General features: G+C 62.5%; 16 protein-coding genes and 2 tRNA genes. 5 read left to right on the top strand and 13 right to left on the bottom strand.

Annotation, left to right across the window (positions count from 1 at the left end; all coding sequences use genetic code 11):
* Nucleotides 1-2: 2 nt before the first annotated feature.
* Both MN188_RS05995 and MN188_RS05990 read right to left on the bottom strand, forming a co-directional pair.
* On the bottom strand, nucleotides 3-881 hold the full coding sequence (locus MN188_RS05995; protein WP_242106677.1) for a hypothetical protein: 879 nt from the start codon (nucleotides 879-881) through the stop codon (nucleotides 3-5).
* A gap of 168 nt (nucleotides 882-1049) precedes the next feature.
* Nucleotides 1050-1133, bottom strand: a tRNA-Tyr gene (locus MN188_RS05990).
* 135 nt (nucleotides 1134-1268) lie between these two features.
* On the opposite strand from MN188_RS05990, the gene rlmB reads away from it, so the two are divergent.
* Together rlmB and MN188_RS05980 are read left to right on the top strand one after the other, a co-directional pair.
* Nucleotides 1269-2051: a 23S rRNA (guanosine(2251)-2'-O)-methyltransferase RlmB gene (gene rlmB / locus MN188_RS05985; protein ID WP_242106676.1), complete on the top strand. Its 783-nt coding sequence runs from the start codon at nucleotides 1269-1271 to the stop codon at nucleotides 2049-2051.
* A gap of 196 nt (nucleotides 2052-2247) precedes the next feature.
* A complete protein-coding gene (locus MN188_RS05980; RefSeq protein WP_242106675.1) occupies nucleotides 2248-2694 on the top strand; it encodes a CoA-binding protein in 447 nt (148 codons plus the stop codon).
* A gap of 13 nt (nucleotides 2695-2707) precedes the next feature.
* Here the strand turns inward: MN188_RS05980 and MN188_RS05975 are convergent, their stop codons facing one another.
* The 4 genes from MN188_RS05975 to hisA all read right to left on the bottom strand — a co-directional run bounded on the left by MN188_RS05975 (nucleotide 2708) and on the right by hisA (nucleotide 4843).
* A complete protein-coding gene (locus MN188_RS05975) occupies nucleotides 2708-2917 on the bottom strand; it encodes a hypothetical protein (RefSeq protein WP_242106674.1) in 210 nt (69 codons plus the stop codon).
* A gap of 132 nt (nucleotides 2918-3049) precedes the next feature.
* Entirely contained in the window at nucleotides 3050-3361 is a 312-nt protein-coding gene (locus MN188_RS05970; RefSeq protein WP_242106673.1) for a phosphoribosyl-ATP diphosphatase, read from the bottom strand.
* Complete coding sequence (hisF, locus tag MN188_RS05965; RefSeq protein ID WP_242106672.1) at nucleotides 3358-4119, bottom strand: imidazole glycerol phosphate synthase subunit HisF; 762 nt, start codon at nucleotides 4117-4119, stop codon at nucleotides 3358-3360. Before hisF ends, MN188_RS05970 begins: the two co-directional genes overlap by 4 nt.
* A 1-nt stretch (nucleotide 4120) precedes the next feature.
* Complete coding sequence (hisA, locus tag MN188_RS05960; protein WP_242106671.1) at nucleotides 4121-4843, bottom strand: 1-(5-phosphoribosyl)-5-[(5-phosphoribosylamino)methylideneamino]imidazole-4-carboxamide isomerase; 723 nt, start codon at nucleotides 4841-4843, stop codon at nucleotides 4121-4123.
* A 136-nt stretch (nucleotides 4844-4979) separates the two neighbouring features.
* On the opposite strand from hisA, the gene MN188_RS05955 reads away from it, so the two are divergent.
* Nucleotides 4980-5363 carry a DUF2147 domain-containing protein gene (locus tag MN188_RS05955; RefSeq protein ID WP_242106670.1) on the top strand — a complete coding sequence of 128 codons (384 nt, stop codon included), beginning with the start codon at nucleotides 4980-4982 and terminating at the stop codon, nucleotides 5361-5363.
* A 51-nt stretch (nucleotides 5364-5414) separates the two neighbouring features.
* Here MN188_RS05955 and hisH read toward each other — a convergent pair whose 3' ends face one another.
* Together hisH and hisB are read right to left on the bottom strand one after the other, a co-directional pair.
* Complete coding sequence (gene hisH, locus MN188_RS05950; protein ID WP_242106669.1) at nucleotides 5415-6053, bottom strand: imidazole glycerol phosphate synthase subunit HisH; 639 nt, start codon at nucleotides 6051-6053, stop codon at nucleotides 5415-5417.
* An 86-nt stretch (nucleotides 6054-6139) separates the two neighbouring features.
* Nucleotides 6140-6727 carry an imidazoleglycerol-phosphate dehydratase HisB gene (gene hisB / locus MN188_RS05945; protein WP_242106668.1) on the bottom strand — a complete coding sequence of 196 codons (588 nt, stop codon included), beginning with the start codon at nucleotides 6725-6727 and terminating at the stop codon, nucleotides 6140-6142.
* Nucleotides 6728-6850: 123 nt separating this feature from the next.
* Here hisB and MN188_RS05940 point away from each other — a divergent pair, with 123 nt between their 5' ends.
* Nucleotides 6851-7090 carry an Lrp/AsnC ligand binding domain-containing protein gene (locus MN188_RS05940; RefSeq protein WP_242106667.1) on the top strand — a complete coding sequence of 80 codons (240 nt, stop codon included), beginning with the start codon at nucleotides 6851-6853 and terminating at the stop codon, nucleotides 7088-7090.
* Nucleotides 7091-7094: 4 nt separating this feature from the next.
* Here the strand turns inward: MN188_RS05940 and MN188_RS05935 are convergent, their stop codons facing one another.
* Complete coding sequence (locus MN188_RS05935; RefSeq protein ID WP_242106666.1) at nucleotides 7095-7802, bottom strand: hypothetical protein; 708 nt, start codon at nucleotides 7800-7802, stop codon at nucleotides 7095-7097.
* Nucleotides 7803-7877: 75 nt separating this feature from the next.
* Nucleotides 7878-8717: a LysR family transcriptional regulator gene (locus MN188_RS05930; RefSeq protein WP_242106665.1), complete on the bottom strand. Its 840-nt coding sequence runs from the start codon at nucleotides 8715-8717 to the stop codon at nucleotides 7878-7880.
* Nucleotides 8718-8957: 240 nt separating this feature from the next.
* Between MN188_RS05930 and MN188_RS05925 the strand changes: the two genes are divergently transcribed.
* Nucleotides 8958-9320, top strand: coding sequence for a helix-turn-helix domain-containing protein (locus MN188_RS05925; protein ID WP_242106664.1), 363 nt, complete (start codon nucleotides 8958-8960; stop codon nucleotides 9318-9320).
* 84 nt (nucleotides 9321-9404) lie between these two features.
* On the opposite strand, the gene MN188_RS05920 is transcribed toward MN188_RS05925, so the two are convergent.
* From MN188_RS05920 to MN188_RS05910, 3 genes are all read right to left on the bottom strand, one after another.
* Nucleotides 9405-9479: transfer RNA gene (locus MN188_RS05920), tRNA-Gly, on the bottom strand.
* An 83-nt stretch (nucleotides 9480-9562) separates the two neighbouring features.
* Nucleotides 9563-9946 (bottom strand): MAPEG family protein, encoded by a 384-nt coding sequence (locus MN188_RS05915; protein WP_242106663.1) that lies wholly within the window; start codon nucleotides 9944-9946, stop codon nucleotides 9563-9565.
* Between the two features lie 59 nt (nucleotides 9947-10005).
* Nucleotides 10006-13446, bottom strand: a complete 3441-nt coding sequence (locus MN188_RS05910) for a pyruvate carboxylase (RefSeq protein WP_242106662.1) — start codon at nucleotides 13444-13446, stop codon at nucleotides 10006-10008.
* Nucleotides 13447-13560 lie beyond the last annotated feature (114 nt).

Here is a 13560-nt window from a genome sequence, read left to right as displayed (position 1 = left end):
TTTTAGTGAAGCGAGGCCTGAAGCCGCGCGGCATTCACCGGCCCCTCCGAACTGACCAGTTGGGCCAGCTCAGGATCGCGCAGCACTTCGTCCAGCGCCACCGCTTCGCCATCGACGAACGCGGTCTGGCTGACCAGCCGGATCCCGTGGCTGTAATCGGCGTAGTACGCGCCGTGCACGGTTGACAGGGGCTGGATCGGCCGCCCGTTCGGACGGTGCCAGCCATAGATCGCGACCTTGCCGCGTTTCGAGAGCAGTCGGTTGCTCAGGACCACATCCTTTTTCTGCCCCGCCGTCAGGGCAGCCAACGGCGGCATGACCCGTTCCACCATGCCCTCTACCGTATCATTGTGGCGCAGCAGGTAGGCAGTCGTGGTCATCTGGTTGGTGGGCTTCATCGGCGCGGGGGCCAGCTGAAGCTCGGCCTGGGAATAGATGGCGTCGACCATACGCGTGGTGGGCAGAAAGAACCCCAGCGTATCGGCAATGCGCGCCGCGGCGGGCAGGCCAAGCGGAACGCGCACATGGTCCGCATCGCTGCCCACGGCCAGGTAATCGGGCGTTACGCACAGGACAAGATCGACCGTGCGCCCGCCCGCAAGCGTGCCGCCCATCGTCACAGGCGTGAGGTCGCGCAGGGCAGCGGGCACATTGCCCGACAGAACCTCGTCCGTCACCGCCGCATCGCGGGCAGCACCCCCCAGCGACATTAACCGCGCCATCACGTCACTGCCTGGATCGGCAGCCGCCGAGCGGCTTGGGATTGCACCAGACAGCGTGTCTCCGCAATTCACGGCGCCGTGGGCCTGATGGGCCACGAAAGACGAAAGCATCAACTGCACGGCCAAAGCCGTGCGGCGGAATGTGGCAATTCGGATCATGTTGGTTCTGTCCCTGTGCAAGGCTCGTGGGTCATGACACTCGTGCCAAATTGAAGTCAACAAATGGTAAATCCCCCAGGCAGACCGGGCAGAAACCCGCGCATGGAGCAGCGGATCGGCAAAGCTTTGCCACCTGCGTCAAAATCACCATTTCCGGGAATGAAGAAGTGGTGGGCGACCCTGGAATCGAACCAGGCGTGCGTCTCCGCGAGGGAGTTACAGTCCCCTGCCACACCTTGCGGCCTGTCGCCCACTGTCCTGCACAACGTGCCGAACGTGAGGGGCTGATTACGCGTGCGAAATCCTGTCGTCAACAGGAAAATGCCTTGCAGCGCCCGGTTCCCTGACGCATCTTGCGCCCCTGACATCGAACAGGGGACCAGACCCATGAAAAAACCCAAATGGGTCATTGAAAAAGAGCAGTCCAAGCGCGCGGCAGCGGCGCAAACCGTGTGGCTGTTCGGCCTGCATGCGGTGCGTGATGCGCTGATGAACCCGGCCCGCGAAAAACTGCGCCTGATCCTGACCAAGAACGCCGCCGACAAGCTGGGCGAGGCCATCGCGACCTCGGGCATGGAGCCGGAAATGGCCGACCCGCGCAAGTTTCCCGCGCCGATCGATCCCGGCTCGGTGCACCAGGGGGCCGCCCTTGAGGTCAAGCCGCTGGACTGGGGCCCGCTGGAGGAGGTCTGCATGGGTGAAGAGGGGCAGGTGCCGATCGTCGTCCTGATGGACCGGGTGACCGACCCGCACAACGTGGGCGCGGTGCTACGCTCGGCCGAGGTGTTCGGCGCGCGCGCGGTCATCGCCCCGCATCGCAATTCCGCGCCTGAAACCGGGGCGTTGGCCAAGACCGCCTCGGGCGCGTTGGAGCGTCAGCCGTACCTTCGGGTCAAGAACCTGGCCGACGCGATGGTGACGCTGCAGAACATGGGCTACACGCTGTTCGGGCTGGACGGAGAGGCCGAAGGCACGCTGGACGAAGCGCTGGCGCCCCTGAAGGGCCGCGCCGTCGGACTGGTTCTGGGCGCCGAGGGGCCGGGCCTGCGCGACAAGACCAAGGCGACCTGCGACCAGTTGGTGAAGATCCCCGCGGCCCGCGGTTTCGGCTCGCTCAACGTCTCGAACGCGGCGGCGGTCGGGCTTTATGCGGCGCGCCAAAACGGGTGAGTATCGGCGGGGAACTGCCGATCACAAGTTGTTGACGAGCCCTTTCAAAGCCGGGTTGGGTGCCTATCTCTTATCGTGAGCGCAGGGCGTGGAACCCCTGCAGCCTCAACCACTGTCCCTCGTTCCACACACTCAGCGCCCGGGCCTATGGCTTCGGGCGCTTTTTTCTGCGCTGGGGGCGTGATAACGTCGCGGAATGCTTGATTATCCTGATAGCCACATCGCCGACATCCTGAAACGCACCCACACGATTGCCGTGGTGGGTCTGTCCGCCAAATCGGACCGGGCCAGCCATCAGGTGGCGCAATATCTGTCCGACAGGGGCTATCGCGTCATTGGTGTGAACCCCGGCCTGGCCGGACAGGAAATGTTCGGCGAAACCGTGGTGGCCGATCTGGCGTCGCTGCCCGACGGCGTCGACATGATCGACATCTTCCGCCGCCCCGAGGCTGTGGAACCGGTGGTGGACGCCGCACTGGCCCATGTTGCCGGGCTGCGCACGATCTGGATGCAGCTGGGCGTGACCAACGCCGCCGCACAGTCCAAAGCCGAGGCGGCCGGGCTGGACGTGATCCAGAACCGGTGCCCGAAGATAGAATACCCGCGCCTGTTCGGAGGCGCCGCCCTGACAGAGCTGGTCTGACCTAGCTTTATCGTCACGCCTTCGGGCAAAGAAACGGTGACTTATGGTCACGTAATTTCCCGGCGTTTTTGCCGTGTTTCGGGCACGTGAAAGTGATGACGCGGTTGATCCGGGGGACATGCTCTGCCTGTTCGGCGGGACCGCGTTCAAAGACGCCGACGCGACGGCCGAGGTGACGGCGAGCGGTGCTGCGCAACATGAATTCGACTTTGGTTTCACCCATGCCGATCCGGTGAGCCCAGGCGATCCGGCGGGTTGCCTGTTCGCCAACCCTGCGCAATCCCAGATCCCGCCGATATGGGGGACGAAGACGCGATCAAGCTGTGGGACGGCGGCGACTTCCTGCTCTAAAGCGTCAGGGGCGCGCGGCTTTCTCGGCAATGCCCGAGGTGCCCTCGCGGCGAGCGAGCTCCTCCAGGACATCGTCCAGGGGCACGTCGCGCGCGGCCAACATGACCAGCAGGTGATACAGAACGTCGGCGGCTTCGGCGGTCAGGTTCGCACGGTCGTTCTTGACCGCGGCGATGATGGCCTCAATCGCTTCCTCACCGAACTTTTCGGCACATTTTTCTGGGCCCTTGGACAGCAGGTTCGCGGTCCAGGACGTGTCGGGGTCGGCACCCTTGCGCGTGGCGATGGTTGCGGCCAGGTCGTTGAGAACGCTCATGAAAGCCTCATCGGGACGCCCGCGTTGGCCATGTGTTCCTTGGCCTCGCGGATGGTGTATTCACCGAAATGGAAAATGCTTGCGGCCAAAACCGCGCTGGCGTGGCCTTCGGTCACGCCTTCGACAAGGTGGTCCAGCGTGCCTACGCCGCCCGAGGCGATCACCGGGATATGCAGGGCATCCGCGATGGTGCGGGTCAGGGGCAGGTTGAACCCGGCCTTGGTGCCGTCGCGGTCCATGCTGGTCAACAGGATCTCGCCCGCGCCCTTCGCCTCGACCGTTTTGGCAAACTCGACGGCGTCAATGCCGGTGGACTTGCGCCCGCCGTGGGTGAAGATCTCCCACTTTCCGGGGCTGACGGTCTTGGCGTCGATCGCTACGACGATGCATTGCGACCCGAACCGGTCTGCCGCGCGGGCCACCACGTCGGGGTCGGCCACGGCGGCCGAGTTGAAGCTGACCTTGTCCGCGCCCGCCAGCAGCAGGTCGCGCACGTCATCGGGCGTGCGCACGCCGCCGCCAATGGTCAGGGGCATGAAGCATTGCTCGGCGGTGCGGGTGGCCAGGTCGAACATGGTGCCGCGGTTTTCGTGGGTGGCCTTGATGTCCAGGAAACACAGCTCATCCGCCCCCGCGGCGTCATAGGCGCGCGCCTGTTCTACCGGATCCCCGGCATCGATCAGGTCAACAAAGTTGACCCCTTTGACCGTGCGGCCCTCGGCGACGTCCAGGCAGGGAATGATGCGGGTTTTCAGCATGTCAGGCCTTTAGCACGTCCAGCGCGGCTTTCAAATCAATTGCCCCGTCATACAGCGCCCGGCCCGAGATCGCCCCGTTCAAGGGCGCGCCACAGGCTTTCAACGCCCGCAAGTCGTCCAGTGAGCTGACGCCACCCGACGCGATGACCGGGATCGACACGGCGCGGGCCAGGTCCGCGGTCGCCTCGACATTCGGACCCTGCATCGCGCCGTCGCGGTTGATGTCGGTGTAGATGATGGCGCAGACGCCCGCGTCTTCAAAGCTCTTCGCCAGGTCGGTGACCATCACGTTGGTTTCCTCGGCCCAGCCTTTGGTGGCGACGCGCCCGTTGCGCGCGTCGATGCCGACCGCGACCTTGCCGGGGTATTCGCGTGCCGCTTCGCGCACCAGGTCGGGGTTTTCCACCGCGACCGTGCCCAGGATGACGCGCGACAATCCCTTGTCGATCCAGCGCGCGATCGTGGCCATGTCGCGGATGCCGCCGCCCAGCTGTGCGGGCACCGTGATGGCGTCCAGAATGCTCTCCACTGCCGCGCCGTTCACCGGTTCCCCCGCGAAAGCGCCGTTCAGGTCGACCAGATGGATCCAGTCGCAGCCCGCGTCCTGGAAGCTGCGCGCTTGGGTGGCGGGGCTGTCGGAAAACACTGTGGCCTGGTCCATTTCGCCGCGCACCAGGCGCACGCAATTTCCGTCTTTCAGGTCGATGGCAGGGTACAGGATCATGGGGGCCTCCGGTCAGGTTTCGCCCGGCTTTTGACATGTGGGCGAAGGATTGCCAAGCGGCCGGTTGCCTTTACGTTACGGTTGCCAGGCGGGCGGGCCTTGGGTCAGGGTGGCCGGAAACATCAGGGAGGAAATGATGAAAAAGTTTGCAATTGCCCTTGTGGCGTTGATCGGAATGGCCGCGCCGGCCCTGGCCGACCCGGTGCTGGGCATGTGGAAAACCGAAGTGGATGACGGCAAATATGCCCATGTCGACGTGCACATGTGCGGTGCCAAGATCTGTGGCAAAATCGTCAAGAGCTTTGAGAATGGTGCTGAATACCAAAGCCCCAACCAGGGCAAGAACATCATCCGCGGCATGGTTGCCGTCGGTGGCGGCAAGTACGAGGGTGAGGTTTGGCGCCCGTCAAACGACAAGATCTACATCGGCAAGTTGCAGCTGAACGGCAGCAAACTGAAGATGAAAGGCTGTGTCGCGGGCGGGCTGTTGTGCAAATCGCAAAGCTGGTCGCGTCTGTAACGTGATACCCTGACAGAACTCAAAGGGCGCCCGATTTCGGGCGCCCTTTTGCTATGGCGCCCAGGTCAGGAAGTTCGCAATCATGCGCAACCCGGCAGATTGGCTTTTTTCCGGGTGGAACTGCGTGCCCACCATGTTGTCGCGCCCGACGATCGCGGTGATGTCGCCGCCATAGTCGCAGAAGGCCAGGCGATGGGCCGGGTCCGCCACCTTGAAGTGATAGGAATGCACGAAATAGGCGTGATCGCCGGTGGACACGCCCTCCAGCACCGGGTGCGCATGGTCGATCACCAGGTCATTCCACCCCATGTGCGGCACTTTCAGGGCCGGGTCCGCGGGCGCGATCTTCACGACCTCGCCGCCGATCCAGTCAAAGCCCTTCGTGTCCACGTATTCTCGACTGACCGAGGCCAGCATTTGCATGCCAACACAGATGCCCATGAACGGCTTGCCCTGACGGTTTACCGCATCGTCAACCGCTTCGAAAATGCCACGATGGTCGAACAGCTCTTTCCAGCAAGCCGGAAAAGCACCGTCGCCCGGCAGGACGATGCGGTCCGCTTTCGCGACAACCTCGGGGTCAGAAGTGACGACGACCTCGCCCGCGCCGGTTTCGCGCGCCATGCGCTGAAACGCTTTTTCGGCCGAGTGCAGATTGCCGCTTTCATAGTCGATCAGGGCTGTGCGCATCTTGTCAGGCTTTCAGTATTCGAACATCTCTGGGTAAAATCCGGCGCGAAAACCCGCGCAAGCTTTCATTCTTCCAACACCAGGGCCTAGAGCGCCCCTTTGGTGGAGGGGATCGCATCCGCCTTGCGCGGATCGGTCTCGACCGCCAGCCGCAGCGCCCGCGCAACCGCTTTGAACGCGGCCTCGGCGATGTGGTGCGAATTGAACCCGTGGACCTGATCCACGTGCAGGGTGATCCCGCCGTGGGTCGCAAAGGCCTGGAAGAACTCACGCACCAGCTCGGTGTCGAAACTGCCGATCTTGGGGGTGGGCAAGTCCACGTTCCAGACCAGAAAGGGGCGCGCCGACAGGTCCAGCGCGCAACGCACCTGGGCGTCGTCCATCGGCAAGTGGCATTCGCCATAGCGCCGGATACCGGTCTTGTCGCCCAGAGCCTGCGTCAGCGCCTGGCCCAGGGCAATACCCACGTCCTCGACACTGTGGTGGTCGTCGATGTGCAGATCCCCGTCACAGCGCGTGGTGATATCGATCAGCGAATGACGTGCCAGTTGGTCCAGCATGTGGTCGAAGAACCCCACGCCGGTCTGGTTGTCATACGCCCCGGTGCCATCCAGGTTGATCTGGACGGAAATCGCCGTTTCGGCGGTGTTGCGGGAAACACTGGCTGTGCGCATCGGGTAATCCTCTTTGTTCTCCCGCGCCTTATAAGCGGGGCAGGGGGCCGGGAAAAGGCGGCAAATGGAACTTGTTGGCACCTGTGGCTTTGTGCCAGTGTCGCCATCAACAAGGAGAAAGCCATGACCACCTGCGTTTTCGTGCAACTGCGCTGCCGCCCCGGCAGAACCTATGATGTGGCCGAGGCCATCATTCAGCGTGAATTCCACTCGGAATTGTATTCGACCAGCGGCGAATTCGACCTTCTGCTCAAGCTTTACATCCCGGCCGATCAGGACATCGGCAAGTTCATCAACGACCAGCTTCTGGTGATCGAGGGGATCGATCGATCCCTGACCACCTTGACCTTCAAGGCGTTCTGAGGCTTCAGGCCGCCAAGTCCACTGCTGGCAAGGTCATGATATGGCTGAGGTCATCGCGCCCCATCCAGACCATGTAGCCGCGCAGCACCTTTTCGCTGTCCGCCAGGTGCCAGTCCAGCGCGCCCGGGTCAGAATGCATATAGCCTTCGCGCTCGACCAGCCCGCGGAAGGCGTGGCGTTCGGGCATGAAGCCGAAAATGTAGTCGGGTGACCAGCGCAACACCGCGGTGGCCAGGGCAAACCGCGCCAGCGCGCCGGCCAGTCCGGTGCCGCGAAAACCGGTGTCGCCGCCCTTCAGCCAAGCTTCGCCGTGATAGCAGGTGACCCCGCTGATCCGCTTGGCGCCGGGGCCTGGCCGATACTCACTTGCATCCAGGTCCAGCGCCAGCCCGGCAGGCGGAAAATCACGGAACTTCTGCCCAAGGTAGTCAGAAAGACTAACGCCCCCTATGTCAAAGCGGCGCATGGCCTGAGTGTGGACCAGTTGTCCGTCCCGGCCCCAGCCGGTGATCCAGAACCCGGTTTCGGCATTGATTCCCTGCAAGGTCGGATCAAACGGTGCGCCAAGGGGTTGTTCCGGGCGGTGTTCGGTAATCAACTGAGAATACTCGTGAAAATCCGATCCAACCTGAAGGTTTATCCCGGAGTCGAAGGCCAGGTCGACGATTTTGGTCACGTATTGTGCCCCGGCAAAAGTGTCGTGAATGGTCATGATAGGCTCCCGTGGTTCATCCATCCTCACGGGGCAGTGTAACCTATGCTTGCGTTAACCCTCTAGCGTTCAACGTCAGGGCGCGTCAACTTTCATGATCAGGTCCTTGGACATCGATTTTGCCATCGCCTGTGGCAGGCCTTCGATGTCGATGTTCCAGGTGCGGTCGATCAAGGCCGCCAAGGCAAATGACCCGTCTGGGAACTTGCATCCGGTCAGCAGGCGTTGATAGGAAATCGGCGCGAGCATCTCGTCATCCCCACTGCGTCGGATCATCGTGTGAATGTGGTCCAGACGAACCCCGCCGGTGGCGTGAATGTCATCAAATGGCACTTTCAGCAAATTGGCGAATCCGACCCCGCCGGGCAGCTTTTCAACCGAGCGTCCGATCGCAGACTTTTCCCAGCGCCAGCCATACCAGGTGGCATAAGAGCTGTTCGCGCCAACGTCGACGCAGATCCATTCCCCGGCATGTTCGCGAAACACCATCAGGTAAGGGCGCATCGCTGCATAGGCGTCGCTTTCGATCTCGCCCTTGGCCTCGGCCCAGATTTGAAGCCCGCGTTGCAAAAGCGGGCTGGAGCTGGTCCAGAGCCGGTCAAGGTGGTGCTGTTGCAGGTAATAGGGCGCGCCATCGCCCAGATCGCGGGCAAGATGCAGAAGACCCCCGACATGGCCAGATTGGTTGGCGAGCCACGCATCGGCGCGTGAAATCAGCTGCTCGGCCTCGCGCAGGCTGCGCTCTCCAAGATCGGTCAGGCGGTACTGCTGATCCTCGATCTGGAACAGCGCACCGCCCTTGTGGTCCTCCAACGTGGCGATGTGGCGGCGCAGGGTCTGGCGTGTGGTGTTCAACGCGCGAACAGATTTCGATAGGTTGAGCGTGTCCGCCAGACTCACGAAAGAGCGCATCATTTCATACAGCAATGCGGGGCTTGGTTGTTGCGCCATACCTGTCCTGTTTCAGTACCACGTCCGGTGTTACCCTAACCATCAAGGCCGCAGCCAAGCAAGCCAATCAGCCCGGGATGGGTGATTTATCATCCATATTGGTCATCAATTTACACCTTTAACGTGCAAAGGTCATCAATTGAAAACATTCTTACTTCCGTCACTCTCGTTAAGCGAGAGACCCTGAGGGGGAGGAGGAGCAAAATGAACCATCCGGTGGACGCCCATGTCGGGCGCAAGATCAGAGAAGCCCGCCTGCTGCGAGGCATGACCCAGGCAGATGTGGCGGCCCGCCTTGGCCTGTCGTTTCAGCAATTGCAGAAATACGAAACCGGTCACAACCGGGTATCGGCCAGCAAGCTTTACGAGATCGCCCTGTTGCTGGGCGTCACGCCACAGCACTTCTTTGAAGGGTTGAATGCAGATGAGGCGTCGTTGGCGGACCTGATGGACGAGCGCACCGCGCGTGCCGCGCAGGCCCTGTCTTCAATCACCGACGAAAAGGTCAAGGCAAGGCTGCATTCGATGATTCACGAGATTGCGGGGCGCGAAGCGGCGCGGGCCTGATTGCGCCCATCGCATCGCTACGATGTCCCTTGGTACCTGCAACGCAAAACGGCCCCCGGAGCGATCCGGAGGCCGTTTTGTTATTGGAGCGGGCGATGAGATTCGAACTCACGACCCTAACCTTGGCAAGGTTATGCTCTACCCCTGAGCTACGCCCGCGTCCTTGGGTGAGGCGTGAGATATAAACTCTGACGCGGACCCGCAAGAGGAAAAACGCGCTTTCCGTAAAAAAGTTTTGCACGCTATCCAAGCAGCGCGTGACCCGCCACCGAAAGGCCGCCAACCAGTAAGAGCAGATAGGTGATCGTCATGCCAATCTGGCGGAGAGCTGGGCGTTGCGGGTCGCTGCCATAGCCCACGATATAGACCAGACGTGACCCGATCAGGGCGACGCCGAACAGGTGCAGAACCCAGCCCGGGGCGTCCAAAGCCTCGCCCGCGCCCATCAGGATCAGAAGCATCGGCACATATTCGACGAAATTGCCCTGAAGCCGGATCGCCCGCCCCAGCGCTTTGTCGCCCGCATCGCCATAAGAGACCTTCAGCGCCATGCGTTTCAGGCTGACGCGGAACGAAAGCCAAAGCAGCATGAGCGCGGCCAGTCCGGCGTAAAGTGCTGTGATCATGTCGGTCCCCTGTCGCAGTTTGCAGCAGGGTGGGGGGTGGACAGCCCCCCGTCAAGCGGTCACTCCAATTCGACCAACAGATCCTTGGCGTCGATCTGGGCGCCGGGGGCGACATGCACTGCAAGAATGGTCGCGTCCCGCTCGGCATGAATGCCGGTTTCCATCTTCATCGCTTCGATCGTCAACAGCAGGTCGCCTTCGTGCACATGGCTGCCCACGGTCGCCGCGACGCTGGCCACGACCCCCGGCATCGGCGCGCCGATATGGTCGGAATTGCCCTGTTCCGCCTTGGGCCGGGACGCCGTGGTGGCCTTCACCTTGCGGTCCGGCACCCGCACCGCGCGCGGCTGGCCGTTGAGTTCAAAGAACACCTTGGCCTCGCCTTCGTCATTGGTGTCGCCGATGGCCTGACAGCGGATCTCAAGTGTCTTGCCCGGATCGATCTCCACGCTGATTTCTTCACCCGGCTCCATACCATAGAAGAAATTGCGTGTGGGCAGGGTACGCACCGGGCCATAGCTGCGGTGCCGTCCCATGTAGTCCAGGAAGACCTTGGGATACATCAGGTAGCCGTTCAGATCCTCGTCATCGACGGTGAAGCCGTCCAGTTCCGCCGACAGCTCGGCCCGCGCGGCCTCAAGATCGACGGGTTTCAAATGCTTGCCGGGGCGCGAGGTATCGGGTTTGGCGCCTTTCAGCACCTTGTCGACGATTCCGTCGGGAAAACCGCCCGGCGGCTGGCCCAGATTGCCGCGCATCATGTCGACGACCGAGTCCGGGAAGGCGACATCGGTGTCCGGGTGCTCCACGTCGTCGCGGGAAAGGTTCTGACTGACCATCATCAGTGCCATGTCACCGACCACTTTCGAGGACGGCGTGACCTTCACGATGTCGCCGAACATCTGGTTTACATCGGCATAGGTCTGCGCGACCTCATGCCAGCGGTCTTCAAGCCCAAGCGACCGCGCCTGGGCTTTGAGGTTGGTGAACTGCCCGCCGGGCATTTCGTGCAGATAAACCTCGGAAGCCGGGGCCTCCAGCCCGCTTTCGAACGCCGCATATTGCGCGCGCACGCCCTCCCAATAGTTCGACATTTCGCGGATCGCGCCGATGTCCAACCCGGTGTCGCGGTCGGTGTGGCGCAGGGCTTCGACGATGGAGCCTAGGCAAGGCTGCGACGTTCCGCCGGAAAACGCGTCCATCGCCGCATCGACCGCGTCCACGCCAGCCTCGGCAGCGGCCAGGATCGTGGCACCGGCAATGCCCGACGTGTCGTGGGTGTGAAAATGGATCGGCAGCCCGACCTCTTCCTTCAACGCCTTGACCAACGCGCCCGCCGCGGTGGGTTTAAGCAGTCCGGCCATGTCCTTCAATCCCAGCACATGGGCACCCGCGTCGCGCAGATCTTTGCCCATGTTTACATAGTATTGCAGGTCATACTTCGCGCGACTGGGGTCCAGGATGTCGCCGGTGTAGCAGATCGTGCCTTCGCAGACCTTGCCCGCCTCCACCACAGCATCCATCGCCACGCGCATGTTTTCGACCCAGTTCAGGCTGTCGAACACGCGAAACACGTCAACGCCAGTCTCGGCCGCCTGACGCACGAATTCCTGCACCACGTTGTCGGGATAATTGGTGTATCCGACGCCGTTCGAGGCCCGCAGCAGCATCTGCGTCATCACGTTTGGCATCGCCGCCCGCAGGTCGCGCAAGCGCTGCCAGGGGCATTCCTGCAAGAAGCGATAGGCCACGTCGAAAGTGGCCCCCCCCCAACATTCCACGCTGAACAGCCCCGGCAGGTTCGCGCCGTAGGCGGGTGCGGCGCCGATCATGTCGATCGAGCGCATCCGGGTGGCCAGAAGGCTCTGGTGCCCATCGCGCATCGTCGTGTCCGTCAACAAAAGCTGCGGCTGTTCGGCCATCCAGTCGGCAACCGCCTGCGGGCCTTTCGCCTCCAAGAGGTTGCGCGTGCCCGGCGCGGGGGCTGTCCGCGGCGCGGGGGGTTTGGGCGCCTTCACATCGGCGCGGGGCAGGGGACGCCCCTCGGTCTCGGGGTGCCCGTTCACCGTGATGTCGGCGATATAGGTCAGGATCTTGGTCGCCCGATCGCGGCGCTTGCGGAACTTGAACAGCTCCGGCGTCTTGTCGATGAACGTGGTCGAATAGTTATTCGACAGAAAGGTCGGGTGCCGCAGCAGGTTTTCGACAAACGCAATGTTGGTCGATACGCCACGGATGCGGAACTCCCGCAAGGCGCGGTCCATCCTTGCAATCGCGGCCTCGGGCGTCGGGGCCCAGGCGGTGATCTTGGTCAAAAGACTGTCATAGTACCGCGTGATCACCCCTCCCGCATAGGCCGTGCCGCCATCCAGGCGGATGCCCATGCCGGTCGCGCTGCGATAGGCAGTGATGCGGCCGTAATCGGGGATGAAATTGTTCTGCGGATCCTCGGTGGTGATCCGGGTCTGAAGCGCGTGGCCGTTCAGCTTCACGTCATATTGGCTCGCCACCCCTGTCGCCTCGGTCAGCGATTTACCCTCGGCGATGCGGATCTGCGCCTGCACGATGTCGATGCCCGTCACTTCCTCGGTCACCGTGTGTTCGACCTGCACGCGCGGGTTTACTTCGATGAAGTAGAATTTGCCGGTCTCCATATCCATCAGGAATTCGACCGTGCCGGCGCATTCATAATTCACATGCTGGCAGATCTTCTTGCCGAGGTTGCAGATCTCCTCGCGTTGCGCCTCGCTCAGATAAGGCGCGGGTGCGCGTTCCACGACCTTCTGGTTGCGCCGCTGCACGGAACAGTCACGTTCCCACAGGTGATAGATGTTGCCGTGGGTATCGCCCAGGATTTGCACCTCGACGTGGCGCGCGCGGGTGATCATCTTTTCCAGATAGCCCTCGCCATTGCCGAACGCCGCTTCGGCCTCGCGCCGGCCTTCCAGCACTTTTTCTTCCAACTCGTCGGGGCCATGGATCGGGCGCATGCCACGCCCGCCGCCGCCCCAGCTGGCCTTCAGCATCAAGGGGTAGCCGATTTCCTCGGCCTCGGTGCGGATCGCGGCCATGTCGTCGCCCAGCACCTCGGTGGCCGGGACCACCGGCACGCCTGCAGCCATTGCCACCTTGCGCGCCGAGGCTTTGTCACCAAGCGCGCGCATGGTGTCAGCCTTGGGGCCAATGAAGGTGATGCCGTTGGCCGCGCAGGCATCCACGAAATCGGGGTTTTCCGACAGCAGGCCATAGCCGGGATGGATCGCATCCGCGCCCGCGTCTTTCGCCACGCGAATGATCTCGTCGATGGACAGGTAGGCCGCGACCGGCCCCATGCCTTCACCGATCTTATAGGCCTCGTCGGCCTTGAAACGGTGCAGGCCCAACTTGTCTTCTTCGGCATAGACCGCGACAGTCTTCTTGCCCATCTCGTTGGCCGCGCGCATGACGCGGATGGCAATTTCACCACGATTGGCGATCAGGATCTTGTGGAATTCGGGCATGGCAGGGGCTCCTGTCTGCGCTGGTAAGGAATGCTGACCAATTTATAGCCGCGCTGCGGCGCAGCGCAAGTCCGCTGTTACAATTGCGCAAGGTTTGCGGCGGGCATAGCCCGG

The organism is Aliiroseovarius subalbicans, from assembly GCF_022678625.1.
Lineage (GTDB): Bacteria > Pseudomonadota > Alphaproteobacteria > Rhodobacterales > Rhodobacteraceae > Aliiroseovarius_A > Aliiroseovarius_A subalbicans.
Note: the sequence above shows the minus strand (reverse complement) of the source record. Positions and strands in the feature narration are given on the sequence as shown.

Bases quoted from the DNA above. Each gene is read 5' to 3' on its own strand.
- MN188_RS05995 (WP_242106677.1), bottom strand. From the start codon at position 881: ATGATCCGAATTGCCACATTCCGCCGCACGGCTTTGGCCGTGCAGTTG.
- rlmB (WP_242106676.1), top strand. From the start codon at position 1,269: ATGAAAAAACCCAAATGGGTCATTGAAAAAGAGCAGTCCAAGCGCGCG.
- MN188_RS05980 (WP_242106675.1), top strand. From the start codon at position 2,248: ATGCTTGATTATCCTGATAGCCACATCGCCGACATCCTGAAACGCACC.
- MN188_RS05975 (WP_242106674.1), bottom strand. From the start codon at position 2,917: ATGGGTGAAACCAAAGTCGAATTCATGTTGCGCAGCACCGCTCGCCGT.
- MN188_RS05970 (WP_242106673.1), bottom strand. From the start codon at position 3,361: ATGAGCGTTCTCAACGACCTGGCCGCAACCATCGCCACGCGCAAGGGT.
- hisF (WP_242106672.1), bottom strand. From the start codon at position 4,119: ATGCTGAAAACCCGCATCATTCCCTGCCTGGACGTCGCCGAGGGCCGC.
- hisA (WP_242106671.1), bottom strand. From the start codon at position 4,843: ATGATCCTGTACCCTGCCATCGACCTGAAAGACGGAAATTGCGTGCGC.
- MN188_RS05955 (WP_242106670.1), top strand. From the start codon at position 4,980: ATGAAAAAGTTTGCAATTGCCCTTGTGGCGTTGATCGGAATGGCCGCG.
- hisH (WP_242106669.1), bottom strand. From the start codon at position 6,053: ATGCGCACAGCCCTGATCGACTATGAAAGCGGCAATCTGCACTCGGCC.
- hisB (WP_242106668.1), bottom strand. From the start codon at position 6,727: ATGCGCACAGCCAGTGTTTCCCGCAACACCGCCGAAACGGCGATTTCC.
- MN188_RS05940 (WP_242106667.1), top strand. From the start codon at position 6,851: ATGACCACCTGCGTTTTCGTGCAACTGCGCTGCCGCCCCGGCAGAACC.
- MN188_RS05935 (WP_242106666.1), bottom strand. From the start codon at position 7,802: ATGACCATTCACGACACTTTTGCCGGGGCACAATACGTGACCAAAATC.
- MN188_RS05930 (WP_242106665.1), bottom strand. From the start codon at position 8,717: ATGATGCGCTCTTTCGTGAGTCTGGCGGACACGCTCAACCTATCGAAA.
- MN188_RS05925 (WP_242106664.1), top strand. From the start codon at position 8,958: ATGAACCATCCGGTGGACGCCCATGTCGGGCGCAAGATCAGAGAAGCC.
- MN188_RS05915 (WP_242106663.1), bottom strand. From the start codon at position 9,946: ATGATCACAGCACTTTACGCCGGACTGGCCGCGCTCATGCTGCTTTGG.
- MN188_RS05910 (WP_242106662.1), bottom strand. From the start codon at position 13,446: ATGCCCGAATTCCACAAGATCCTGATCGCCAATCGTGGTGAAATTGCC.